The 20,700-nt window shown below is 61.0% G+C and carries 18 protein-coding genes, 4 tRNA genes and 2 pseudogenes; 15 read left to right on the top strand and 9 right to left on the bottom strand.

The annotated features are described in order from the left end of the window. Positions 1-5 precede the first annotated feature (5 nt). Both fkpB and ispH read left to right on the top strand, forming a co-directional pair. Complete coding sequence (fkpB, locus tag ACM6IP_RS12955) at positions 6-443, top strand: FKBP-type peptidyl-prolyl cis-trans isomerase (protein WP_174244638.1); 438 nt, start codon at positions 6-8, stop codon at positions 441-443. Between the two features lie 153 nt (positions 444-596). Further along, positions 597-1,544: a 4-hydroxy-3-methylbut-2-enyl diphosphate reductase gene (gene ispH / locus ACM6IP_RS12950; protein WP_095166506.1), complete on the top strand. Its 948-nt coding sequence runs from the start codon at positions 597-599 to the stop codon at positions 1,542-1,544. Here ispH and ACM6IP_RS12945 read toward each other — a convergent pair. Beyond that, complete coding sequence (locus ACM6IP_RS12945; RefSeq protein ID WP_095166507.1) at positions 1,521-2,060, bottom strand: GspH/FimT family pseudopilin; 540 nt, start codon at positions 2,058-2,060, stop codon at positions 1,521-1,523. The two genes, ispH and ACM6IP_RS12945, sit on opposite strands and share 24 nt — an antisense overlap. A 211-nt stretch (positions 2,061-2,271) precedes the next feature. Here ACM6IP_RS12945 and pilV point away from each other — a divergent pair, with 211 nt between their 5' ends. The 5 genes and pseudogenes from pilV to thiO all read left to right on the top strand — a co-directional run bounded on the left by pilV (position 2,272) and on the right by thiO (position 5,615). Continuing rightward, positions 2,272-2,721: a type IV pilus modification protein PilV gene (gene pilV, locus ACM6IP_RS12940; RefSeq protein ID WP_414861623.1), complete on the top strand. Its 450-nt coding sequence runs from the start codon at positions 2,272-2,274 to the stop codon at positions 2,719-2,721. Further along, a complete protein-coding gene (locus tag ACM6IP_RS12935) occupies positions 2,718-3,422 on the top strand; it encodes a PilW family protein (protein ID WP_401127260.1) in 705 nt (234 codons plus the stop codon). The genes pilV and ACM6IP_RS12935 overlap by 4 nt, the downstream gene beginning before the upstream one ends. A 9-nt stretch (positions 3,423-3,431) precedes the next feature. After that, positions 3,432-3,902 (top strand): annotated as a pseudogene (locus ACM6IP_RS12930) (PilX N-terminal domain-containing pilus assembly protein); the annotation flags it as partial. Between the two features lie 153 nt (positions 3,903-4,055). Then, positions 4,056-4,457 carry a type IV pilin protein gene (locus ACM6IP_RS12925; protein WP_095166512.1) on the top strand — a complete coding sequence of 134 codons (402 nt, stop codon included), beginning with the start codon at positions 4,056-4,058 and terminating at the stop codon, positions 4,455-4,457. Positions 4,458-4,514: 57 nt separating this feature from the next. Next, a complete protein-coding gene (thiO, locus tag ACM6IP_RS12920) occupies positions 4,515-5,615 on the top strand; it encodes a glycine oxidase ThiO (protein WP_095166514.1) in 1,101 nt (366 codons plus the stop codon). 9 nt (positions 5,616-5,624) lie between these two features. Here the strand turns inward: thiO and ACM6IP_RS12915 are convergent. From ACM6IP_RS12915 to ACM6IP_RS12905, 3 genes and pseudogenes are all read right to left on the bottom strand, one after another. Then, positions 5,625-6,578: pseudogene (locus ACM6IP_RS12915) on the bottom strand (sigma-54 interaction domain-containing protein); the annotation flags it as partial. Between the two features lie 103 nt (positions 6,579-6,681). Next, positions 6,682-6,918 (bottom strand): PP0621 family protein, encoded by a 237-nt coding sequence (locus tag ACM6IP_RS12910; RefSeq protein ID WP_095166631.1) that lies wholly within the window; start codon positions 6,916-6,918, stop codon positions 6,682-6,684. Between the two features lie 124 nt (positions 6,919-7,042). Next, complete coding sequence (locus tag ACM6IP_RS12905; RefSeq protein ID WP_095166515.1) at positions 7,043-8,059, bottom strand: outer membrane protein assembly factor BamD; 1,017 nt, start codon at positions 8,057-8,059, stop codon at positions 7,043-7,045. Between the two features lie 151 nt (positions 8,060-8,210). Between ACM6IP_RS12905 and rluD the strand changes: the two genes are divergently transcribed. The 7 genes from rluD (at position 8,211) to ACM6IP_RS12870 (ending at position 13,305) form a co-directional block, all read left to right on the top strand. Next, a complete protein-coding gene (gene rluD / locus ACM6IP_RS12900; RefSeq protein WP_095166517.1) occupies positions 8,211-9,173 on the top strand; it encodes a 23S rRNA pseudouridine(1911/1915/1917) synthase RluD in 963 nt (320 codons plus the stop codon). Next, positions 9,170-9,895: a peptidoglycan editing factor PgeF gene (pgeF, locus tag ACM6IP_RS12895; RefSeq protein ID WP_095166519.1), complete on the top strand. Its 726-nt coding sequence runs from the start codon at positions 9,170-9,172 to the stop codon at positions 9,893-9,895. The genes rluD and pgeF overlap by 4 nt, the downstream gene beginning before the upstream one ends. Positions 9,896-10,025: 130 nt before the next feature. After that, positions 10,026-12,590, top strand: a complete 2,565-nt coding sequence (gene clpB / locus ACM6IP_RS12890) for an ATP-dependent chaperone ClpB (protein WP_320333040.1) — start codon at positions 10,026-10,028, stop codon at positions 12,588-12,590. A gap of 299 nt (positions 12,591-12,889) precedes the next feature. Further along, a tRNA-Asn gene (locus tag ACM6IP_RS12885) sits at positions 12,890-12,965 on the top strand. Between the two features lie 9 nt (positions 12,966-12,974). Next, positions 12,975-13,051, top strand: a tRNA-Pro gene (locus ACM6IP_RS12880). A gap of 5 nt (positions 13,052-13,056) precedes the next feature. After that, positions 13,057-13,132, top strand: a tRNA-Lys gene (locus ACM6IP_RS12875). Between the two features lie 96 nt (positions 13,133-13,228). Beyond that, a tRNA-Pro gene (locus ACM6IP_RS12870) sits at positions 13,229-13,305 on the top strand. Positions 13,306-13,475: 170 nt separating this feature from the next. Here ACM6IP_RS12870 and ACM6IP_RS12865 read toward each other — a convergent pair. The 5 genes from ACM6IP_RS12865 to ACM6IP_RS12845 all read right to left on the bottom strand — a co-directional run bounded on the left by ACM6IP_RS12865 (position 13,476) and on the right by ACM6IP_RS12845 (position 19,003). After that, positions 13,476-14,774, bottom strand: a complete 1,299-nt coding sequence (locus ACM6IP_RS12865; protein ID WP_095166523.1) for an NAD(P)/FAD-dependent oxidoreductase — start codon at positions 14,772-14,774, stop codon at positions 13,476-13,478. 60 nt (positions 14,775-14,834) lie between these two features. Beyond that, the gene (locus ACM6IP_RS12860; RefSeq protein WP_095166525.1) at positions 14,835-15,008 is read right to left on the bottom strand and encodes a DUF3094 domain-containing protein; all 174 of its coding nucleotides are present in this window, start codon (positions 15,006-15,008) and stop codon (positions 14,835-14,837) included. A gap of 63 nt (positions 15,009-15,071) precedes the next feature. Further along, complete coding sequence (locus ACM6IP_RS12855; protein WP_095166527.1) at positions 15,072-15,602, bottom strand: MOSC domain-containing protein; 531 nt, start codon at positions 15,600-15,602, stop codon at positions 15,072-15,074. Then, positions 15,599-16,225 (bottom strand): DUF1780 domain-containing protein, encoded by a 627-nt coding sequence (locus tag ACM6IP_RS12850; RefSeq protein WP_095166529.1) that lies wholly within the window; start codon positions 16,223-16,225, stop codon positions 15,599-15,601. Before ACM6IP_RS12850 ends, ACM6IP_RS12855 begins: the two co-directional genes overlap by 4 nt. A gap of 126 nt (positions 16,226-16,351) precedes the next feature. Then, the gene (locus tag ACM6IP_RS12845; protein WP_414861622.1) at positions 16,352-19,003 is read right to left on the bottom strand and encodes an autotransporter outer membrane beta-barrel domain-containing protein; all 2,652 of its coding nucleotides are present in this window, start codon (positions 19,001-19,003) and stop codon (positions 16,352-16,354) included. 351 nt (positions 19,004-19,354) lie between these two features. On the opposite strand from ACM6IP_RS12845, the gene ACM6IP_RS12840 reads away from it, so the two are divergent. Next, positions 19,355-20,698, top strand: a complete 1,344-nt coding sequence (locus ACM6IP_RS12840; RefSeq protein WP_095166533.1) for an aromatic acid/H+ symport family MFS transporter — start codon at positions 19,355-19,357, stop codon at positions 20,696-20,698. Positions 20,699-20,700: the final 2 nt, after the last annotated feature.

Below are 20,700 nucleotides of genomic sequence, written 5' to 3'. Positions count from 1 at the left end.
AGGTATTGGCTGAGCAACGCATCGGTCAGAACACGGAAGTCACTTTGCATTTCGCATTGCGCCTGGAGAACGGCGACACCGTCGACAGCACCTTCGACAAAGCCCCGGCGACCTTCAAGGTCGGCGATGGCAACCTGTTGCCAGGTTTCGAAGCCGCCTTGTTCGGCTTCAAGGCGGGCGACAAGCGTACACTGAGCATCGAGCCAGAGCGTGCGTTTGGCCAGCCCAACCCGCAGAACGTACAGATCATCCCGCGCTCGCAGTTCCAGGACATGGAGCTGTCCCCGGGTTTGCTGGTGATCTTCAACGATGCGGCCAACACCGAGCTGCCGGGTGTGGTCAAGGAATTCGATGACACGCAAGTGACCATCGACTTCAACCACCCGCTGGCGGGCAAGACCTTGACCTTTGACGTAGAGATCATCGACGTCAAGGCGCTCTAAGTAACAAAGCAGGTCCCGTGTGGGAGCGGGCTTGCCCGCGAAAGCGATGTAAAGCCAGCTTTCATGTGAATGTCAGGCCGTCATCGCGGGCAAGCCCGCTCCCACAGGGATCGCAACGATCCAATTTCTTACGCGCAAGACACGAGGCACAGCATGCAAATCAAACTCGCCAATCCCCGTGGCTTCTGCGCCGGTGTGGACCGGGCGATCGAAATCGTCAACCGCGCCCTGGAAGTCTTCGGGCCGCCGATCTATGTGCGCCACGAAGTGGTCCATAACAAGTTCGTGGTTGAAGACCTGCGTGCACGCGGAGCGATTTTCGTCGAGGAACTGGATCAGGTGCCGGATGACGTCATCGTGATTTTCAGCGCCCACGGGGTTTCCCAGGCTGTTCGCAGCGAAGCCGCAGGCCGTGGCCTGAAGGTGTTCGACGCAACTTGCCCGTTGGTGACCAAGGTGCATATCGAAGTCGCGCGCTATAGCCGTGACGGTCGCGAGTGCATCCTGATCGGGCATGCCGGCCACCCGGAAGTCGAAGGCACCATGGGCCAGTACGATGCCAGCAACGGCGGTGCGATCTACCTCGTCGAAGACGAAAAAGATGTTGCCGCCTTGCAGGTGCATAACCCGGACAAGCTCGCCTTCGTCACCCAGACCACCTTGTCGATGGATGACACCAGTCGAGTGATCGACGCCTTGCGCACGCGTTTCCCGGCCATTGGCGGTCCACGCAAGGACGACATCTGCTACGCCACGCAAAACCGTCAGGATGCGGTCAAGCAACTGGCCGACGAATGCGATGTGGTGTTGGTGGTGGGCAGCCCCAACAGCTCCAACTCCAACCGCCTGCGCGAACTAGCCGAGCGCATGGCTACCCCGGCCTACCTGATCGACGGCGCCGAAGATTTGCAGCGCAGCTGGTTCGATGGCGTCGAGCGGATCGGCATCACCGCCGGGGCTTCGGCACCGGAAGTGCTGGTTCGTGGGGTAATCCAGCAACTGCACGCCTGGGGTGCCACCGGTGCCGATGAACTGGCCGGTCGCGAGGAGAACATCACCTTCTCCATGCCCAAGGAACTACGGGTTCGCTCCCTGCTTTGATCCCGCGCACAAGGCCTGCTCGGCCTTGTCGTGGCGCAGGCTGACGCGGCCGCTTCTGGACAGCACCACCTGATGGTGGCTGATCGGCTGGCGGCTCGCGCAGATGTGCAACGTCCCTACCTGAAAAGTACCTGCGGGCAATAACGGCTCGCCCAGGCTGCTGAATCGTACAAAACGCCTGACCCATTGATTGCCGACGATCCGCAGCGGTCCGCCAGTCTGGTGCTGGCGCAACAGTGGGTTGCTGCTGTCCTCCTGGCCGCGACCACTGAGGTCCAGGATGATTCGCCAGCCCTGGCTCCAGTCATCGTTCAAGCCATGCACCACCACCGCCTGATTGCGCAGCAGCGCCTCGCTGCGCGCATTGCGCAGGCCGCTGGCAAGGCTCAGGGCCGCGCTTTCCCGGCGCACTGACTGGGCGTATTGACTGAGCGCCGGCACGCTGAGGTGCAGCGCCATGGCGGCGATGGCCAGGCCCACCAGCAACTCGATCAAGCCCAGGCCTTTTTGATCCATGACGGCTCCTTCCCTGGAGTTACGAGGTATCCCTAGGTGTAGCTGTTGGCGGCACAGGGCGGCGGCCAATCATTGTGCAAAAGGTTTCGCTGCGTAGGGCCGCACTGGCGCAGTCGCGAATGTATTGCGCCTTGTTCCGGCGGCGAGCAGCGACGCGCAGCCGGCGCTAACCTTCCTGGTGATCAGGATCGATCACAGGGAGGTAGGAACCGTGCGGATGACGGTAGCGGGTGCACAGGGCGGTGTGACTTTGATTGAAGTGATGGTGGCCTTGCTGATTCTGACTGCAGGGTTGCTAGGGGCGGCGGCGGTTCAGCTCAATGCCTTGAAATACACCGACAGCTCGCTGATGAGCAGCCAGGCGAGTTTTATTGCCTACGACATGCTGGACCGGATTCGCGCCAATGTGGCGGCTGACTACAGTCTCCCTGCGCCGATATCGGGCCCTGTGGTGTCGGCGCGGAATCAAGACCTGGCGGATTTCCACAGCTATATCCGCGAGTTCGGTGGCTCTAGCGCCCGCGGCAGTATCAGCCACGCCCAAGGGCTGTACAGCATCACCATTACCTGGGATGGCGCACGCGCCGCCGGTATTGCGGATACCCGGCGTAGCCTGGTCTTGAGCAGTCGTGTCGCGGTCGAACCGCTGGGGGCGCCATGAGCTGCAGGTGCCGGGGGTTCAGCCTGATCGAGCTGCTACTGGCGTTAGCCATCAGCCTGGCGGTAGTGCTGGGTGTGACGCAGATCTTCATGGCGGCGAACAACACCTACCGCGCGCAGAACGCAGCGGCCGGCATGCAGGAAGATGCGCGTTTTGTCTTGAGCAAGTTGCTGCAGGAGATTCGCATGGTCGGTGTGTTCGGTTGCCTGCAAAACATCACCGATGCCAGTGAAAGCGGGGATTTCAGTGCTGGCCGCAACGCACCGATCAAATGGGACAACACCTTGAAAAAGCTCAGCCTGGTCACCGCGGACGTTGGCGGCAATGGCGGCGTGCCGACCTGGACGGTAGTGTCGGACTGTCGCACCCGGGCCACTGCCTACAGCAAGCGACAGAGCCCGGCAGCGGGAGAAATTGCCTTAGCGATTCGCCGCCTGGATTACCGCCTGCGTGATGACGAAATCCTGCTGACGGCAGGTGACAGCACGCAGGCCCTGGTCAGCAACGTCAAGGCCTTTGCCGTGAGTTTCGGTCTGGCCGACAGTGCCAGCGGTACAGCAGTTTCCAGTTACAGCCCCAACCCCGGCGACCCGGCGCGGATCCGCAGCGTACGCTTGACCCTGACTCTGGCAGATCCCGGCCAGCGCGTGCGCGATCAAACCTTCAATGTCGTGGCCAGCTTGCGTAACCGCTTGCCTTAGGAGGCGCTGATGACGTCTCTCAAGACAAGAGCCCAGTCGGGCATGGCGCTGTTGCTGAGCCTGGTATTCCTCTCGCTGTTGACGCTGATCGGGGTTGCGGCGATGCAGAACGCCACACTCCAGGAAAAACTGGCGGCAAGCCTGGTCGCGCGCAATCAGTCATTCCAGGGGGCGGAGGCGGCCCTGCGGATTGGCGAGAGTGCCGTGCAGCGTAGCAGCTACTTATTGCCGGAGTGCGCTGGGGGGATACGCTGCGGGCCGCCGGCCGAATCCTCGGTAGTCACCTCGGCCGGGTTCAACGCCACGTCCGGGGTGACCTGGATCGCCGCCGCCAATGGCGTTTATGGGGTGCAGAGCCTAGGCAGTATCACGGGGGCGGTGCGGGTTCCGGTGGATACCAGGGCCACGCTGTATCGGGTCAGCGCAGTGGGGCTGGGTGGCCATTCACGTACGGTGGTGGAGAGTATTTATGCCAAGTTCGAGAGCGAAGCCGCTGCGATCGGCGGTAAGATGCTCGGCACCTGCTTGGCTGGGGAGACCCTCGGCGACGGCAGGTCCTGCGCGGTTGAAAACAGCGATGGCGGCAGCCGTCGAATCATTTGGCGACAAATACAGTAAGTGAGACTTGAGGCAATGCGTAGATTCAACCAAGGCTTTACCCTGATCGAAATCATGATTGTGATCGCGATCATCGGCATTGTGGTGACCATATCCGCTCCGCTGCTCACCGAGTACGTGAAAAAGACCCACCGTAGCGAGATCGCAGGGCTGCTGTCAGAGCAGGCGCAGTTGCTTGAGCGGTTCCACTCCCAAAACAATGTCTACAGCAATGCCACGGGACTGAGTGCCGGTAACGAGTACTACAGCATCGTCCCGACCCTGGCGGATCAAAGCTTCCTGCTGACGGCCGTGCGTAAGTCTGACGCCAGCATGGCCAGCGACAAATGTGGCGATCTCACGCTGAGCAACACCGGTGTGATGGGCATGAACAATGCGGCAGCCGAGCTGACCAGCAAAGATTGCTGGGGCCGCTGAGGCGCTTTTTCGGGGTGCGGCTTGCACCCCCTGTCTTTTTTACTGTTGGATCAGATGATGGCCAAGCAAGAGCAAGTGGTGATTGTCGGCGGCGGAGTGATCGGCCTGCTGACGGCGTTTAATCTGGCGCCCCATGTAGAGCGGGTGATCCTGCTGGATCGTTCCAGTCTTGGCCAGGAATCTTCCTGGGCGGGCGGCGGTATCGTTTCGCCGCTGTATCCATGGCGCTACAGTCCGGCAGTCACGGCCTTGGCTCATTGGTCCCAGGACTTTTATCCACAGTTGGCCGAGCGCTTGTTCGCCGCCACCGGGGTCGACCCTGAGGTTCATACCACGGGCTTGTACTGGCTGGACCTGGAGGACGAAGCCGAGGCGCTGGCCTGGGCGCAGCGGGAGAATCGCCCGCTCAGTGCTGTGGATATCTCGGCCGCTCACGACCACGTGTCCGTGTTGGGGTCAGGTTTTTCTCGGGCGATCTACATGGCAGATGTGGCCAACGTGCGTAACCCGCGCCTGGTCAAATCACTCAAGGCGGCATTGCTGGCGCTGCCCAACGTGACCGTTCACGAACAGTGCGAGGTCAGCGGCTTCATTCGCCAGGGTGAGCGAGTGCTGGGAGTCGAGAGTTCCAGCGGCCCGATCCTGGGTGATCAGGTGGTGCTGACCGCAGGTGCCTGGAGTGGCGATCTGCTCAAGACCCTGGGCCTGGTTTTGCCGGTGGAACCGGTGAAAGGCCAGATGATTCTCTACAAGTGTGAAGCGGACTTTCTCTCGAGCATGGTTCTGGCCAAGGGCCGTTACGCCATTCCACGTCGCGACGGCCACATTCTGATCGGCAGCACCCTGGAGCACGAAGGGTTCGACAAGACGCCGACCGAGACTGCGCTGGAAAGCCTCAAGGCTTCGGCAGTGGAGTTGATTCCAGCGCTCGCACGGGCCGAAGTGGTTGGGCATTGGGCGGGGCTGCGTCCCGGTTCACCAGAGGGTGTTCCCTATATTGGTGCGGTGCCGGGGGTTGGCGGGTTGTGGCTCAACTGTGGGCATTACCGCAATGGCCTGGTACTCGCGCCCGCTTCCTGCCAGCTGTTCGCCGATGTGTTGCTGGGACGCGAGCCAGTGATCGATCCGGCCCCCTATGCGCCGGCCGGCCGAATCTGAGGCCGCGCTTCACTCCAGGCCGAGCTTTTTCAACCGGTAACGCAGGGAGCGAAACGACAGGCTCAAGCGCTGGGCGGCTGCGGTGCGGTTCCAGCGGGTTTGCTCCAGGGCCTGGAGAATCACCCGGCGCTCGATCTCCTCCAGGTAATGCTGGAGGTTGTCGACCTGCTTCAGGTCGCAGAGAGGGACGTCCTCACTGGCACTAGCGCTGCCATCGGCTTGGATCAGCCGCAAGTCAGTGGTTCCTATCTGCTGGTTTTCACACAGTGTGTGGGCGCGTTCGAGCATGTTTTCCAGTTCGCGGACGTTACCCGGAAAACCATAGCCCTTGAGGGCCTCCAGGGCTTGCGGCAGCAGGTGTGCGAGGGGCGCGCCCGTGTCGGCGGCCAGGCGTTTGAGCATCTGGGTGGCCAGCAGCTCTATGTCACCGCGGCACTCGCGTAACGGCGGCACGCGCAGCTCGATCACGTTCAGCCGATAGTACAGGTCCTGACGAAAACGTCCGGCGCTGACTTCTGCGTCCAGGTTCTTGTGCGTGGCACAGAGTATTCGCGTATCAATCAGGCTTTCGTGCAACTGACCGATGCTGCGCACGGCCTTTTCCTGGATGGCCCTGAGCAGTTTGACCTGCATGCCCAGGGGCAGGTCCGCGACTTCATCAAGGAACAGGGTCCCTGCATTCGCTGCCTGGAATAACCCGGGTTTGTCTTCGATGGCGCCGCTGAAGCTGCCTTTGCGGTGACCGAAAAATTCGCTTTCCATCAGGTCCGTCGGGATGGCCCCGCAGTTGACGGGGATGAAAGGCTGGCTGGCGCGTGGGCCTTGATCGTGAATCAGCCGGGCAACCAGCTCTTTGCCACTACCTGATTCGCCGCTGATGTACACCGCAGCCTGGCTTTGGGCCAGTTTGTCGATCTGCTGGCGCAGGCTACGGATGGGCAGCGAATCACCCAGCAGGCGCCGGAGCCGGCAGGGGGGAGCCGGAATATGCTGGGAAGTCTTCAACGTCGTGTCCGTCCGTGGGCTAACGTTTGTCGCCGCTACTTGAGTAGCGGCAGGTAATGCCTCAACGATCCCGCGAGCTTGGGCCTTGCTCAAGGTGGCCCTGGCTGCAATACCACTGTTGCTGCAGGCTCAGGGCGCGGTCGCGTGGCAGGTGAACACCGCAGTGGGCGCAACGGACCATGGGTGGGGCATTTTGCTCGCTGGGTGTCGGGCGGGAGGCGTCGGCGGGGCGCTTGAACTTGCGCCAGAACCATACCGCAGCAGCAATCAGGGCAATCCAGAACAGTAAACGAAGCATGGTCAGCGGCTTTTTGGGAGGATGATTGGGCAGTTTAGCCAAGGTCTCATCCAGCGCACAGCGCTATAAAATCCGGAAATAAAAAAGGAGACTCGAAAGTCTCCTTTTGTGTATCTGGCGGGTATCAGTCGAACACGCCGAAGGTCATGTAGCTGAACCAGGAGCGGTCGTCGTTGCTGCCTTCCGCTTCGTGTTGCTCTTCTTCGACAGCATCGCCGTCTTGTGGCTTGAGCTCGGCGGGGATGGAGTCCTTGGCATCCTGATACTGCTTCATGATGTCCTGGTTGGCGCGGGTTTCACCCGGCGGCAGCGGCGGACGGGACTCGATCAGGCCCAAGGTGGCCTTGCTGGCCCACGAACGGTTGTCGGCTTCGGCAACCCGTGGCACGAACTGACCGTCCACCAGGCTTGAGTGATTCGGGTAGTTCAGCTTCAGGGTTTCCAGGCTGGTATTGGCCAACTCGTCCAGGTGCAGGCGCTGGTAGGCTTCGACCATCACGGCCAAGCCATCACCGACCGACGGTGTTTCCTGGAAGTTTTCCACCACGTAGCGACCGCGGTTGGCCGCTGCGACATAGGCCTGACGGGTCAGGTAGTAGTCGGCAACGTGGATTTCGTAGGAGGCCAGCAGGTTGCGCAGGTAGATCATGCGCTGCTTGGCGTCCGGCGCGTAGCGGCTGTTGGGGTAGCGGCTGGTGAGCTGGGCGAATTCGTTGTACGAGTCGCGGGCTGCACCTGGGTCACGCTTGGTCATGTCCAGCGGCAGGAAGCGCGCCAGCAGGCCAACATCCTGGTCAAACGAGGTCAGGCCCTTGAGGTAATAGGCGTAGTCGACGTTCGGGTGCTGGGGGTGCAGGCGGATGAAGCGCTCGGCAGCCGACTTGGCAGCCTCGGGCTCGGCGTTCTTGTAGTTCGCATAAATCAGTTCGAGTTGAGCCTGGTCCGCATAGCGACCGAAGGGATAACGCGACTCCAGGGCCTTCAGCTTCGCTGTGGCCGCGGTGTAGCTGTTGTTGTCCAGATCGGTCTGAGCCTGCTGGTACAGCTCGACTTCGCTGAGGTTTTCGTCTACGACTTCCTTCGACGAGCAAGCAGCGGTCAATGCGAGGATGGCGATCAGCAGCAGGTGTTTCACTTGCATGGCGGCTTGCGTCCCTATGACGGCCGCTGTCTTGGGCGGGGCCGTCCTGTTATGATGAGTGCCCCGTTGAATAGCCTCGGGGCAAAAGACGCCGTATTTAACCACAAGCGCGCAGCCGAAACCAAAGGCTGTGCCGACGCCTAGTCTGAGCATGTCCGATAAAATTGAACTTCGCGCAGAGGTGCCGTCCGAATTGGGCGGCCAACGCCTCGATCAAGTCGCCGCACAATTATTCGCTGAGCACTCGCGCTCGCGCCTTTCCGCCTGGATCAAAGACGGCCGCCTGACTGTGGATGGGGCGGTTATCCGCCCGCGAGACATTGTCCATGGTGGCGCTATCCTTGAGTTGACCGCCGAGCAGGAAGCTCAGGGCGAATGGATCGCTCAAGACATCGCCCTGGACATCGTCTATGAAGATGACGACATCCTGGTGATCAACAAGCCTGCCGGGCTGGTGGTGCATCCTGCCGCCGGTCACGCCGACGGCACGTTGCTCAACGCCTTGCTGCACCACGTGCCGGACATCATCAATGTTCCGCGCGCCGGTATCGTGCACCGTCTGGACAAGGACACCACCGGTTTGATGGTGGTGGCCAAGACCATTCAGGCGCAGACGCAACTGGTTACACAGTTGCAGAGCCGCAGTGTCAGCCGGATCTACGAGTGCATCGTGATTGGTGTGGTCACCGCCGGCGGCAAGATCAACGCGCCGATCGGTCGTCACGGCCAGCAGCGCCAGCGCATGGCGGTAATGGAAGGCGGCAAGCAGGCGGTCAGCCACTACCGTGTGCTCGAGCGTTTCCGCTCCCACACCCACGTGCGGGTCAAGCTGGAAACCGGTCGAACCCACCAGATTCGGGTGCACATGGCCCACATCAACTTCCCGTTGGTCGGAGACCCTGCCTACGGCGGTCGCTTCCGTATCCCGCCGGCAGCCAGTGTGACCATGGTCGAGTCGCTGAAACACTTCCCGCGTCAGGCGCTGCATGCGCGTTTCCTGGAACTGGATCATCCGACCACCGGCAAGCGCATGAGCTGGGAATCGCCACTACCAGAAGATTTCGTCTGGTTGCTGACGCTGCTCAAGCAGGACCGTGAGGCGTTCATCGGATGAGTGACTGGCTGATTCCTGACTGGCCGCTGCCTGCCGGGGTCAAAGCCTGTGTCACCACCCGTGCGGGCGGCGTCAGCCTGACGCCGTTCGACAGCCTCAACCTGGGCGATCATGTTGATGACAGCCCTGCAGCAGTGGCCGAGAATCGCCGGCGCCTGACGGATCACTTTGCGATACAACCGGCCTGGTTACAGCAGGTGCACGGTGTTGCCGTGGCTCACGCTGACCCGGCCCTGGTCGCGACCGCGGACGCCAGCTGGACGGCCACGCCCGGCATCGCCTGCACGGTGATGACGGCCGATTGCCTGCCTGTGTTGTTCTGTGATCGTGCCGGTAGCCGTGTTGCGGCAGCTCATGCCGGCTGGCGCGGATTAGCCGCAGGCGTGCTGGAGGCGACGCTCGACAGCCTCGCCGTGGATCCGGCGCAAGTGCTGGTCTGGCTCGGTCCGGCCATTGGCCCGAGGGCCTTTGAAGTGGGTCCGGAAGTTCGCGAAGTGTTCATCGCGCAACTTGCAGAAACACATCAGGCTTTTGTGCCCAGTCATAATGCTGGCAAGTACCTGGCCGACATCTACCTGCTGGCGCGCTTGCGCCTCAAAGCCCGCGGCGTCAACGCCGTGTACGGTGGCGGCTGGTGTACCGTGACCGACCCACGCTTCTTTTCCTACCGCCGTGCGCCACGCACCGGCCGGTTTGCCTCCCTGATCTGGCTCGAACGCTAGACTCTCCTGACCTGCATCAACTGCCCGACGCTTGAAACTCCCAGAATCGACCGCATCTAGTGGGGTATCTGGCAGGTTTCTCTATTTAGGTGTGTCCATCGCTCCGGCCTGCTCAAAAGGAAGGTGACCAATGCGTATAGACCGTTTAACCAGCAAATTGCAGTTAGCCTTATCCGATGCCCAATCCCTGGCCGTTGGCCTCGATCATCCGGGCATTGAACCTGCGCACCTGATGCAAGCACTGCTTGAACAGCAGGGTGGCTCGATCAAGCCGCTGCTGATGCAAGTGGGCTTCGACGTCAACAGCCTGCGCAGCGCGTTGAGCAAAGAGCTCGACCAATTGCCAAAAATCCAGAATCCGACTGGCGACGTGAACATGTCGCAGGACCTCGCGCGCCTGCTCAACCAGGCCGATCGCCTGGCCCAGCAAAAAGGTGATCAGTTCATCTCCAGCGAGCTGGTGCTGCTCGCCGCCATGGACGAGAACAGCAAACTCGGCAAGTTGCTGCTCGGCCAGGGCGTGAGCAAGAAAGCCCTGGAGAATGCGATCACCAACCTGCGTGGTGGTGAAGCAGTGAACGATCCGAATGCCGAGGAATCGCGCCAGGCGCTGGATAAATACACGGTCGACCTGACCAAGCGCGCCGAAGACGGCAAGCTCGATCCGGTGATCGGTCGTGATGACGAAATTCGCCGGACCATCCAGGTCCTGCAGCGCCGGACCAAAAACAACCCGGTGCTGATCGGTGAGCCGGGTGTGGGTAAAACCGCGATTGCCGAAGGCCTGGCCCAGCGCATCATCAATGGTGAGGTGCCAGACGGCCTGCGTGGCAAGCGCCTGCTGTCGCTGGATATGGGCGCGCTGATTGCCGGTGCCAAGTACCGTGGCGAGTTTGAAGAGCGCCTCAAAGGCCTGCTCAACGAACTGTCGAAGCAGGAAGGGCAGATCATTCTGTTCATCGACGAACTGCACACCATGGTCGGCGCCGGTAAAGGCGAAGGCTCGATGGATGCCGGTAACATGCTCAAGCCGGCCCTCGCCCGGGGTGAGCTGCACTGCGTCGGCGCGACCACGCTCAACGAGTACCGCCAATATATAGAGAAGGACGCGGCCCTCGAGCGACGCTTCCAGAAAGTCCTGGTGGATGAGCCAAGCGAGGAAGACACTATCGCTATCCTGCGTGGCCTGAAAGAGCGCTACGAGGTTCACCACAAGGTGGCGATCACGGACGGTGCAATCATTGCGGCGGCCAAGCTGAGCCATCGCTATATCACTGACCGGCAGTTGCCGGACAAGGCCATCGACCTGATCGACGAAGCGGCCAGCCGCATTCGCATGGAAATCGACTCCAAGCCCGAAGTGCTGGATCGCCTGGAGCGGCGCCTGATTCAACTCAAGGTCGAATCCCAGGCCCTGAAGAAAGAAGATGACGAAGCGGCGATCAAGCGCCTGGAAAAACTCCAGGAAGAGATTGTCCGGTTGGAGCGCGAGTATTCCGACCTGGAGGAAATCTGGACCTCGGAGAAAGCGGAAGTGCAGGGTTCTGCGCAGATCCAGCAGAAAATCGAGCAGTCGCGCCAGGAACTGGAAACTGCCCGCCGTAAAGGTGACCTGAATCGCATGGCCGAGTTGCAGTACGGGGTGATCCCGGACCTGGAGCGCAGCCTGCAAATGGTCGACCAGCATGGCAAGAGCGAAAACCAGTTGCTGCGCAGCAAGGTGACTGAAGAAGAAATTGCCGAAGTCGTGTCGAAATGGACCGGTATCCCGGTGTCGAAAATGCTCGAGGGTGAGCGCGACAAGCTGATGAAGATGGAAAGCCTGTTGCACCAACGTGTGATCGGCCAGAACGAAGCCGTGGTGGCTGTGGCCAACGCGGTGCGGCGTTCGCGCGCCGGGTTGTCCGACCCTAACCGCCCAAGTGGTTCGTTCATGTTCCTCGGCCCGACTGGCGTGGGCAAGACCGAGCTGTGCAAGGCGCTGGCCGAGTTCCTGTTTGATACGGAAGAGTCGATGGTGCGTATCGACATGTCCGAGTTCATGGAGAAACATTCCGTGGCGCGGCTGATCGGGGCACCACCAGGCTACGTGGGTTACGAGGAGGGCGGTTACCTGACCGAAGCGGTACGTCGCAAGCCGTACTCGGTGATCCTCCTGGACGAGGTCGAGAAGGCCCACCCGGATGTGTTCAACGTATTGCTGCAAGTGCTGGAAGACGGTCGCCTGACCGACAGTCACGGACGCACCGTGGATTTCCGTAATACGGTGATCGTCATGACGTCCAACCTGGGCTCGGTACAGATCCAGGAACTGGTGGGTGATCGTGAGGCGCAACGTGCCGCGGTGATGGATGCGGTGTCGACACACTTCCGTCCGGAGTTCATCAACCGGATCGACGAAGTGGTGATCTTCGAGCCTCTGGCCCGTGATCAGATTGCCGGCATCACTGAAATCCAGTTGGGCCGCCTGCGCAGCCGTCTGGCTGAGCGTGAGCTGAAGCTGGAACTGAGCAGCGAAGCGTTGGATAAGTTGATCGCGGTGGGTTACGACCCGGTCTATGGCGCACGGCCGCTCAAACGAGCGATCCAGCGCTGGATCGAAAACCCGCTGGCCCAACTGATTCTGTCGGGCAGCTTCCTGCCAGGCACCAGCGTAACGGCCACCGTGGTGAACGACGAAATCGTGTTCAACTGAGGCGTAATTGCCGTAAAAGAGCAGAGGCCCCGCATTGCGGGGCCTTTTTTTTCACAGGGTGTTGAACTGTAAGGAAAAGGCTTGTAAAGTGCGCCCCGCAGTAAGTCGCCCCAAGGGTTTCCACTCCCCAAGTAGAAATCTGAAATAAGTTGCAAATCATTGTCTTGAAAGCAATTTAGGGGGTTGACAGAGGTGTTTAAGGTTGTAGAATAGCGCGCCTCAGACACACGAACGCAGCGATGCGAACGGGTCGAAGAGAACGCAGTAAAGCTTCAAATGTTGTGATTGAAATATGTAGTTCCGTGATAGCTCAGTCGGTAGAGCAAATGACTGTTAATCATTGGGTCCCAGGTTCGAGTCCTGGTCACGGAGCCAATTTCAAACCGGGGTATAGCGCAGTCCGGTAGCGCGCCTGCTTTGGGAGCAGGATGTCAGGAGTTCGAATCCCCTTACCCCGACCATTTTTGGGTCGTTAGCTCAGTTGGTAGAGCAGTTGGCTTTTAACCAATTGGTCGTAGGTTCGAATCCCACACGACCCACCATTTTTGAAACCAGTTAACGCTGGAATCGAATCTTAAGATCAGAGGCCAAAAGCGCTGATCGAAGAAGGCGACTTGTAAAGGTCGCCTTTTTTTTACCGGGGTATAGCGCAGTCCGGTAGCGCGCCTGCTTTGGGAGCAGGATGTCAGGAGTTCGAATCCCCTTACCCCGACCATATTAAAAATCCTCGTATCGAAAGATACGGGGATTTTTTTTGCCTGCACAAAATCCCGACGTGCCGCAGACCTCTAATGTGGGAGCGGGCTTGCCCGCGAAAGCGGTGTATCAGTCACAGTCGATGTTGAATGTGCTGCCGTCATCGCGAGCAAGAGTTACATCGAGTTCTCAGTGCAATTTCAGGCGTGGCTCGGTGCCGCGTCCAATCTTGCTGCCCAGCATCAGCATCGCCGTGCGGAACGGCCCGTACAGCGCCACTTGGTGCATGCGGTACAGCGACACGTAGAACATCCGCGCCAGCCAGCCCTCCAGCATCACGCTGCCCGTCAGGTTGCCCATCAAGTTACCCACAGCCGAAAACCGCGACAGCGAGATCAACGATCCGTAATCGGTGTACTTGTAGGAGGGCAGTGGTTTGCCTTCGATCCGCAGTTTCAACGATTTGGCCAGTAGCGAAGCCTGCTGGTGTGCAGCCTGGGCACGCGGCGGCACGTTGCGATCAGTCCCGGGTTGCGGGCAGGCGGCGCAATCACCGAAGGCGAAGATGTTCTCGTCGCGGGTGGTCTGCAGGGTCGGCAATACCTGCAGCTGGTTGATGCGGTTGGTTTCCAGGCCGTCGATATCCTTGAGGAAACCCGGTGCGCGGATCCCGGCCGCCCAGACTTTCAGGCTGGCTTTGATTACATTGCCATCGGCGGTGATCAGGCTATCGGCCGTCACTTCGCTGACCGCCGCGTTGGTCATGACATTGACCCCAAGTTTCTCCAGGGTTTTATGCACAGGACCGCCGATCCGGTCCGGCAGGGCCGGCAGCACTCGGGGGCCAGCCTCGATCAGGGTGATGTGCATGTTTTCCGGCTTGATCCGGTCCAGGCCGTAGGCGGCCAGTTCATGGGCCGCGTTGTGCAGTTCGGCGGCCAACTCGACACCGGTGGCGCCAGCGCCGACGATGGCCACGCTGATTTGCTCGACCTTATCGGTCTGTCCGGCATGGGCACGCAGGTAATGGTTGAGCAGTTGCTGGTGGAAACGCTCGGCCTGTTTGCGGGTGTCGAGGAACAGGCAGTGCTGGGCCGCGCCCAGGGTGCCGAAGTCGTTGGTGGTGCTGCCTACCGAGATTACCAACGAGTCGTAGGACACTTCACGAGCCGGTACCAGCTCCAGGCCGGCTTCGTCGTAGGTAGCGGCCAGCTGGATTTTCTTCTGCGCGCGATCGAGCCCGCTCATGCGCCCCAGTTGGAACTCGAAGTGGTTCCATTTGGCCTGGGCGACATAGTTGAGTTCGTCTTCGGAAGAGTTCAGCGAACCGGCGGCCACTTCATGCAGCAGCGGTTTCCAGATGTGGGTCAGGTTGGCGTCGACCAGCATCACACTGGCCGTGCCACGCTTGCCCAGAGTCTTACCCAGACGGGTAGCCAACTCCAGACCGCCGGCGCCGCCGCCAACGATGACAATACGATGAGTCATGGGGATATCTCGCAAGGCTAAAGGAAATCGGTGCAGTCAACCGAGCGAGCGCCACGCAGCTCATAGCGTCAGGTAACTGATAAAACGGCTCAGCAGGCCCAGGCCAATGGTCACCGCCAGGACTATCACCAGGAGCATCCACGGCCGAAAAGGCCGGCGCTCGACTTGGTGCTGGGACAGGTGCAGGTACTCTTCGACATGCTGTTGGTCGTCCGGGTTCAGGCGGCTGGTCATATCAAGGCCTCGTCAGGTAGATAGACGTTGCTAAAGGTGTAGAAGCTACAGCGCACGGCCAAGTCAGCCGCCAGTATTGAAGGGAGCATAGCCGCTCACTGGCACGGGCTCGACACACAGCCTGTCATCCAGGCGAATGATGCCACTTTGTATCACCCGCGCGGTAATCCCGCCATGGCCGCGCACGGCCTGGAAAGTCCCTGGGCCGAGGTTCTGTTCGAGCCTGGCGCAGGGCTGGCACCAGCCCGTGGTTTCGAAGATGGCCTGGCCAATTCGGAAGCGCCGGCCCTTGAGGCTGAACAGATTGATCCCGCTGACCACAATATTGCGGCGCAAGTCCTGGGGTTGGATCGGCTGGTCTGCAGGGCGTTCCATCAAGGAACTGATCACGGCCAGGTGTTCCCACTGGATCAGCGTGACCTGCCGCGCATTGCGCACCCCGGGCCGCGCATGATCGCCCGTCAGGCCGGCCTCCAGGCGTGCTTCCACGGCATCGAGCGCGAGCATCGGCCCGCGCGATTGCGGGCGCACGCCCAGCCAACGCACGCGGCCTTGCTGGGGTACCGCGGCAATCAGCTCCTGCAACGGGCTCACAGGCTGATCCCGACGTCGAAGACGATACTGCGCCCCAGGTTACTGCGCAGGAAGTCCGGCGCGTCGGGATGGGCGAAGAGCACGCGGGCGAAGGTCGGGCCTACCAGTGAGAGCGAGCGCCAGCCCTGGCGCAGGTATTCGGTGGGGGGTGGGAAATGGCTGTTGAGGTCCAGCACTTCACGCTTGAGGCTGGCGAAAGCGATGATGTCCAGTTCACCCAGGTCCATGCCACGTTCTTTGTAGTTGTGCGCTTTTTTGCGCAGGGTCGGCGCCAGCCTGAGTAAAAACTCGTTGGCCGGAATCCGCTTGGGCTTGGCCTCGCGGCGCACCAACTGGCTCAAGGAGAACGCGCTGCGTCGGCGCTGCAGTTCATCGCGCCACTCGTCATTGAGCCGCCGACCTTCGTCGAGAACGAAGAACACTTCGAAATTGGCCTCGCGAAACAGCACGTCGGGCGGCTCGCCGGCGGGGCTGAACTCGTCGGCGCGGTAAGGAATGTTCAAGCCCTGCAACAGGCGCTGGCACACCCAACGCTCACGCTCCCATTTGCGGGCATTGGAGAGGAACGCGTTGGCCTGCTCGGCCGCGATGGTCAGCAGGCGTAAATAATCTGAATCATCCATAGGCCAAGCTTAGCGTTCAAATGCGTTCACAAAGAACACAATTTGTCGGACAGGCGCAAACTTTTGCATTCCCGTAAGCCTGGCTGGCGGGATGTCCTGGCGCGGCCGTGACTATGCGCGGGGCGTCTACCAGCTCATGCGCATGCCCAGATTGCCGGAGACGCCGTCCAGGTCGTTGCTGTCCAGATGGGTGTTGTAGTCGGCCCCCATGTAAACGCTGACACTCGAAGACAGCTTCGCCACCAGGCCCACGCCCAGATCCGCAGATGAAGACTCATGCTCGCTCTTGATCCGATCGATGTCGTCATAGGTGACGGTGTCGTAACCGCCGAAAGTTTTCCACAGGTTGGCCCGCAGATAGGGCTCGAGCGGGATGTCCTGTGCCACGAACCGCCCCTTGAGGCGGGCACCGAGGCGGCCGGTCCAGTAGTCCTGGGAGTCGAATGCGACATTGGAGATGCCGTCGTTCTGCGAGTCCAGGTCAATTTGCTGGTTGATTACCTGCACCTGGGGCTCCAGCACCCAGTCTTGCGCGACGGCAATCGGGTATCCCGCCTCCACGGACAGTGCCAGCGCATGGCCATCGGTGTCGATCTTGACTCCGCGATCGGAGCGGTTGTCGCCGTCCAGGCTCGACCACATCGCTACGGTATCGAGGTACCAGCCGCTGGGGTCGACCAGGGTCCAGTAGGCGCCTACCTGATCGCCGTCCAGCTTGACCCGTCCCGAGCGTCGATCCTCGAAGCCTTCGGCAAACCCATCGACGTCGCCTTGCAGATGACTGTGGCCGACAAAAAAACCGAAGCGTTGCAACTGTCCGCCGCTGGTCTGCGAGGCATACAGGTCATGGCCAATCTGAAAGCCCTGGAGCGAGCCGTCAAAGCTCGGGGCCACAGTGCCGGACCAGCTTTTTTGCAGATTACTGCCATACATACGGCCCCAGCCAGCAGGGACGGCGCCGGTTTCGCTCAGCAGGCTTTGCTCGCCCTGACGGTCATGGAAGGTGCCGAGGGCTTGTATCGTCAGCAACTGAGCGGCGGGGAGGACCACGGAATACACCGGGACTTCCAGGCGATACAGGGGAATCGGATCGGCGCCGGCCACGGCCGTGGGGATCGGCGGCGTGCTGATGGCCGGTGTCGGCGAGGTCTGGGCCAGGGTTTGTGGCGGCGGCACCGGGTTCGGCTCGACGGGGGCTACTGGCCGCGCGGTCGGCGGTTCGACGGCGGGCTCATCCGGGTCAACCTCGGGCGCAGGCTGCTCGATCGGTGGCGGGGCCGGTGGCACCACCGGTGGGACAACTACTGGTGGAACGGTCGGCGGCGGCACTGCCACCACCGATGAGCGCAGGTACCAGTTGTTCTCGGAGCCTGCGGTGACCCCGCCCTTGAACAGGTAGTACTGATAGGCACCGGCAGACAGCGAGCCCTTCAAGGCAAAGGCATCGCTGCTGCTGGTGGCGCCGTTCTGGGCCTGCACCACCGCGATCCCGTTCTGGCGGGTCAAACCGCCCAGGCCACCGAGGTTGGTGATGCCCAGTTGGGTGTTACCACTGAGGGTGCCTTGGGACACCACCAGCTTGTCACTGGCAGAGTTGTCGGTACCCAGCACGGTTTGCAGCAACAGTTGCCCGTTGTTGCCAACGTAGTTGCCATGGACGGTCAGTGCATCGCTGGCACTGCTGCTGCCGTTGGTCATGTCGATGATTCCGGCGTTGCTCAGTGTCGTCCGTTGGCCGGCGGTGTAGGGGCGGATAGCGCCTTGGGTCACGGCCAGGGTACTGCTGCCGTCAATGGCAAATACGCCCGTGGCGCTGGCGCTGTCTCCGAGGAAAAAATCCCCCGCCAGGGTAAAGTGCGAGCGGTTGCCCAGGCTCACTGACTCCCAGCCGACATAACGTGCGGCGCCTGCCGAGGTGCTGTTGTCGAAGCTCAGGCGGTCAGTGCCCAGCCCACCGTCCACGGAGGGGGTGGAGGCGAGTGTGTTCTCGGAGAGATTGCTCAACAGGGCACTGTCGTCGCCGTCACCCATGAGGATGGCGGAGTTGATCTGTCCGCCGTTGCCCCAGGTGAAGCGGTCGTTGCCAGCGCTGGCGCGGATCTGCCCGGCAATCACCCCGCCGGAAACGCTGATGATGTCATCGCCGCCGCTGGTGCTGATGTTGCCACCGATCGAGCCCGCTGACACGGTGATCGTATCCCGGCCAAACGCGGTGACCAGGTTGCCGATAATCCGCCCCCCCGACATATCAAAAATGTTGTTATCGAGTTTCATGTCGACGCGGCCGATGGTGCCCCCGGTCATCGTCGCCACATCGCCATCCTCGAAGGCCCCGACGATGGTGCCCGCGGTCATCAGAAAACGATCTCGACCGTCGCCCTGGGCCAGCGACTGGATCTGCCCGCCGGTCATTTTGAACTCATCGATGCCGTTGCCCTGGTAGACCGCGCCAGTGATCTGTCCGGCGTTGATCTCCAGGGAGTCGCTGCCATCGCCCTGGTCCAGCGAGCCGGCAATGGTGCCGGAATCCATCAACACCCGGTCCGCTCCGGCGCCGAACGTGACGTTGCCATTGATCACGCCGGAGCCGTTGGCCGCAAAGGTCAGGGAGTTGTTGCCCAGGGTGTCGGTGAGTGGACCGCTGGCGCCACTGGCGCACGTATGGCTGGTATCACCGGTGCCGGGGAGCAGGGTACAAGCCGCCTCGACGACGGGACTGGCGAGCAGCAAGAGGGAGGTGCACGACAGGAGCGTGCTAAGCCTTGGATGAAGGTGCATGACAGTGTCCCTACTGAAGGAGTGATGGCATCGTCCTGATGGTTTAAGGCCTGGCTTCACCCATGTTCACGCTTCACTGCAGCCGTTGCCCTAACGCGCTGAAAACTGATTCATCAGTCAGGTACAAGGTGTAGACGGTTAATTTCGCCAGTGTGGCTTTTTCGACCAGCGGGCTGTCACTGCTCCCGGCCTTGATCCCTGGGATGTTCTGCAATCCACTCGCTGCACAAAACGGATAGCGATCTGCGCAAAGCGGATATTGCCGCGCCACTGGCCTCTCTACCCTCGGTGATACGCACGCTTACCCCGTGACCGATGCTCTTAAAAAAACAACAACAAGAGACAGATGCCATGCGCAAGATCGACGTACATGAGCTGATCGACAACGCTCGTTTCAACCGCTTCCACTGGATGGTGCTGTTCTGGTGTGCCCTGATCATCATCTTCGATGGCTACGATCTGGTGATCTACGGCGTGGTCCTGCCGATGCTGATGAAAGAGTGGGGGCTGAGTCCTTTGCAGGCCGGTGCCCTGGGCAGTTACGCGCTGTTCGGGATGATGTTCGGCGCGCTGTTTTTCGGCCCGCTGTCGGACCGGATCGGCCGCAAGAAAGCCATTACCCTGTGTGTGATCCTGTTCAGCGGTTTCACCGTGCTCAACGGGTTTGCCCGCAACCCGACGGAGTTCGGGATCTGCCGGTTCATCGCTGGGCTGGGCATCGGCGGGGTCATGCCCAACGTGGTGGCGCTGATGAACGAATACGCGCCGAAAAAAATCCGCAGCACCCTGGTGGCGATCATGTTCAGCGGCTACTCGGTCGGCGGCATGCTATCGGCCGGGCTGGGGATTGTGTTGATCCCGAGTTTTGGCTGGCAGTCGGTGTTCTACGTCGCGGTGCTGCCGTTGTTGATGCTGCCGCTGATCATGTACTTCTTGCCTGAGTCGGTGGGTTTCATGCTGCGCCAGGGGCGCAATGAAGAGGCACGCAAGGTCCTCGAGCGAGTGGAGCCGACGTACGTTGGGCACAGCAGCGATCAACTGCAGATGAGCGAAGTGAAGGGCACGGGAACCCCGGTGCTGCAGTTGTTTCGCGAAGGTCGGGCGCTGCGCACGCTGATGCTGTGGCTGGCATTTTTCTGCTGCCTGTTGATGGTTTATGCCTTGAGTTCCTGGCTGCCGAAGCTGATGGCCAACGCTGGCTATAGTCTGGGCTCGAGCCTGTCGTTCCTGCTGGTGCTGAACTTCGGCGCAATCTTCGGCGCCGTCGGTGGCGGCGTGCTGGGCGACAAGCTGAACCTGCCGCGGGTGTTGGCGGTGTTCTTCGCCATGGCGGCGGTGTCGATCACCTTGCTCGGTTTCAACAGCCCGATGCCTTTGCTGTACCTGCTGATCGCCATTGCCGGTGCCACCACCATCGGTTCGCAGATCCTGCTGTACGCCTGCGCCGCACAGTTCTACTCCATGACGATCCGCTCCACCGGCTTGGGCTGGGCCTCCGGTATCGGTCGCAACGGTGCTATTGTCGGTCCATTGCTCGGTGGTGCCCTGCTGGGGATCAACTTGCCGTTGCAACTCAACTTCATGGCGTTTGCCCTGCCGGGTGCGGTAGCTGCCATTGCCATGACCGTGTTTGCCATCAGTAACCAGCGCAGCGCATCGAGCGCTACCAGCGCGCTGTCGCCATCGGGTGCCTGAAG

The organism is Pseudomonas sp. IT-P176 (genome assembly GCF_949767245.1).
Lineage (GTDB): Bacteria > Pseudomonadota > Gammaproteobacteria > Pseudomonadales > Pseudomonadaceae > Aquipseudomonas.
Note: the sequence above shows the minus strand (reverse complement) of the source record. Positions and strands in the feature narration are given on the sequence as shown.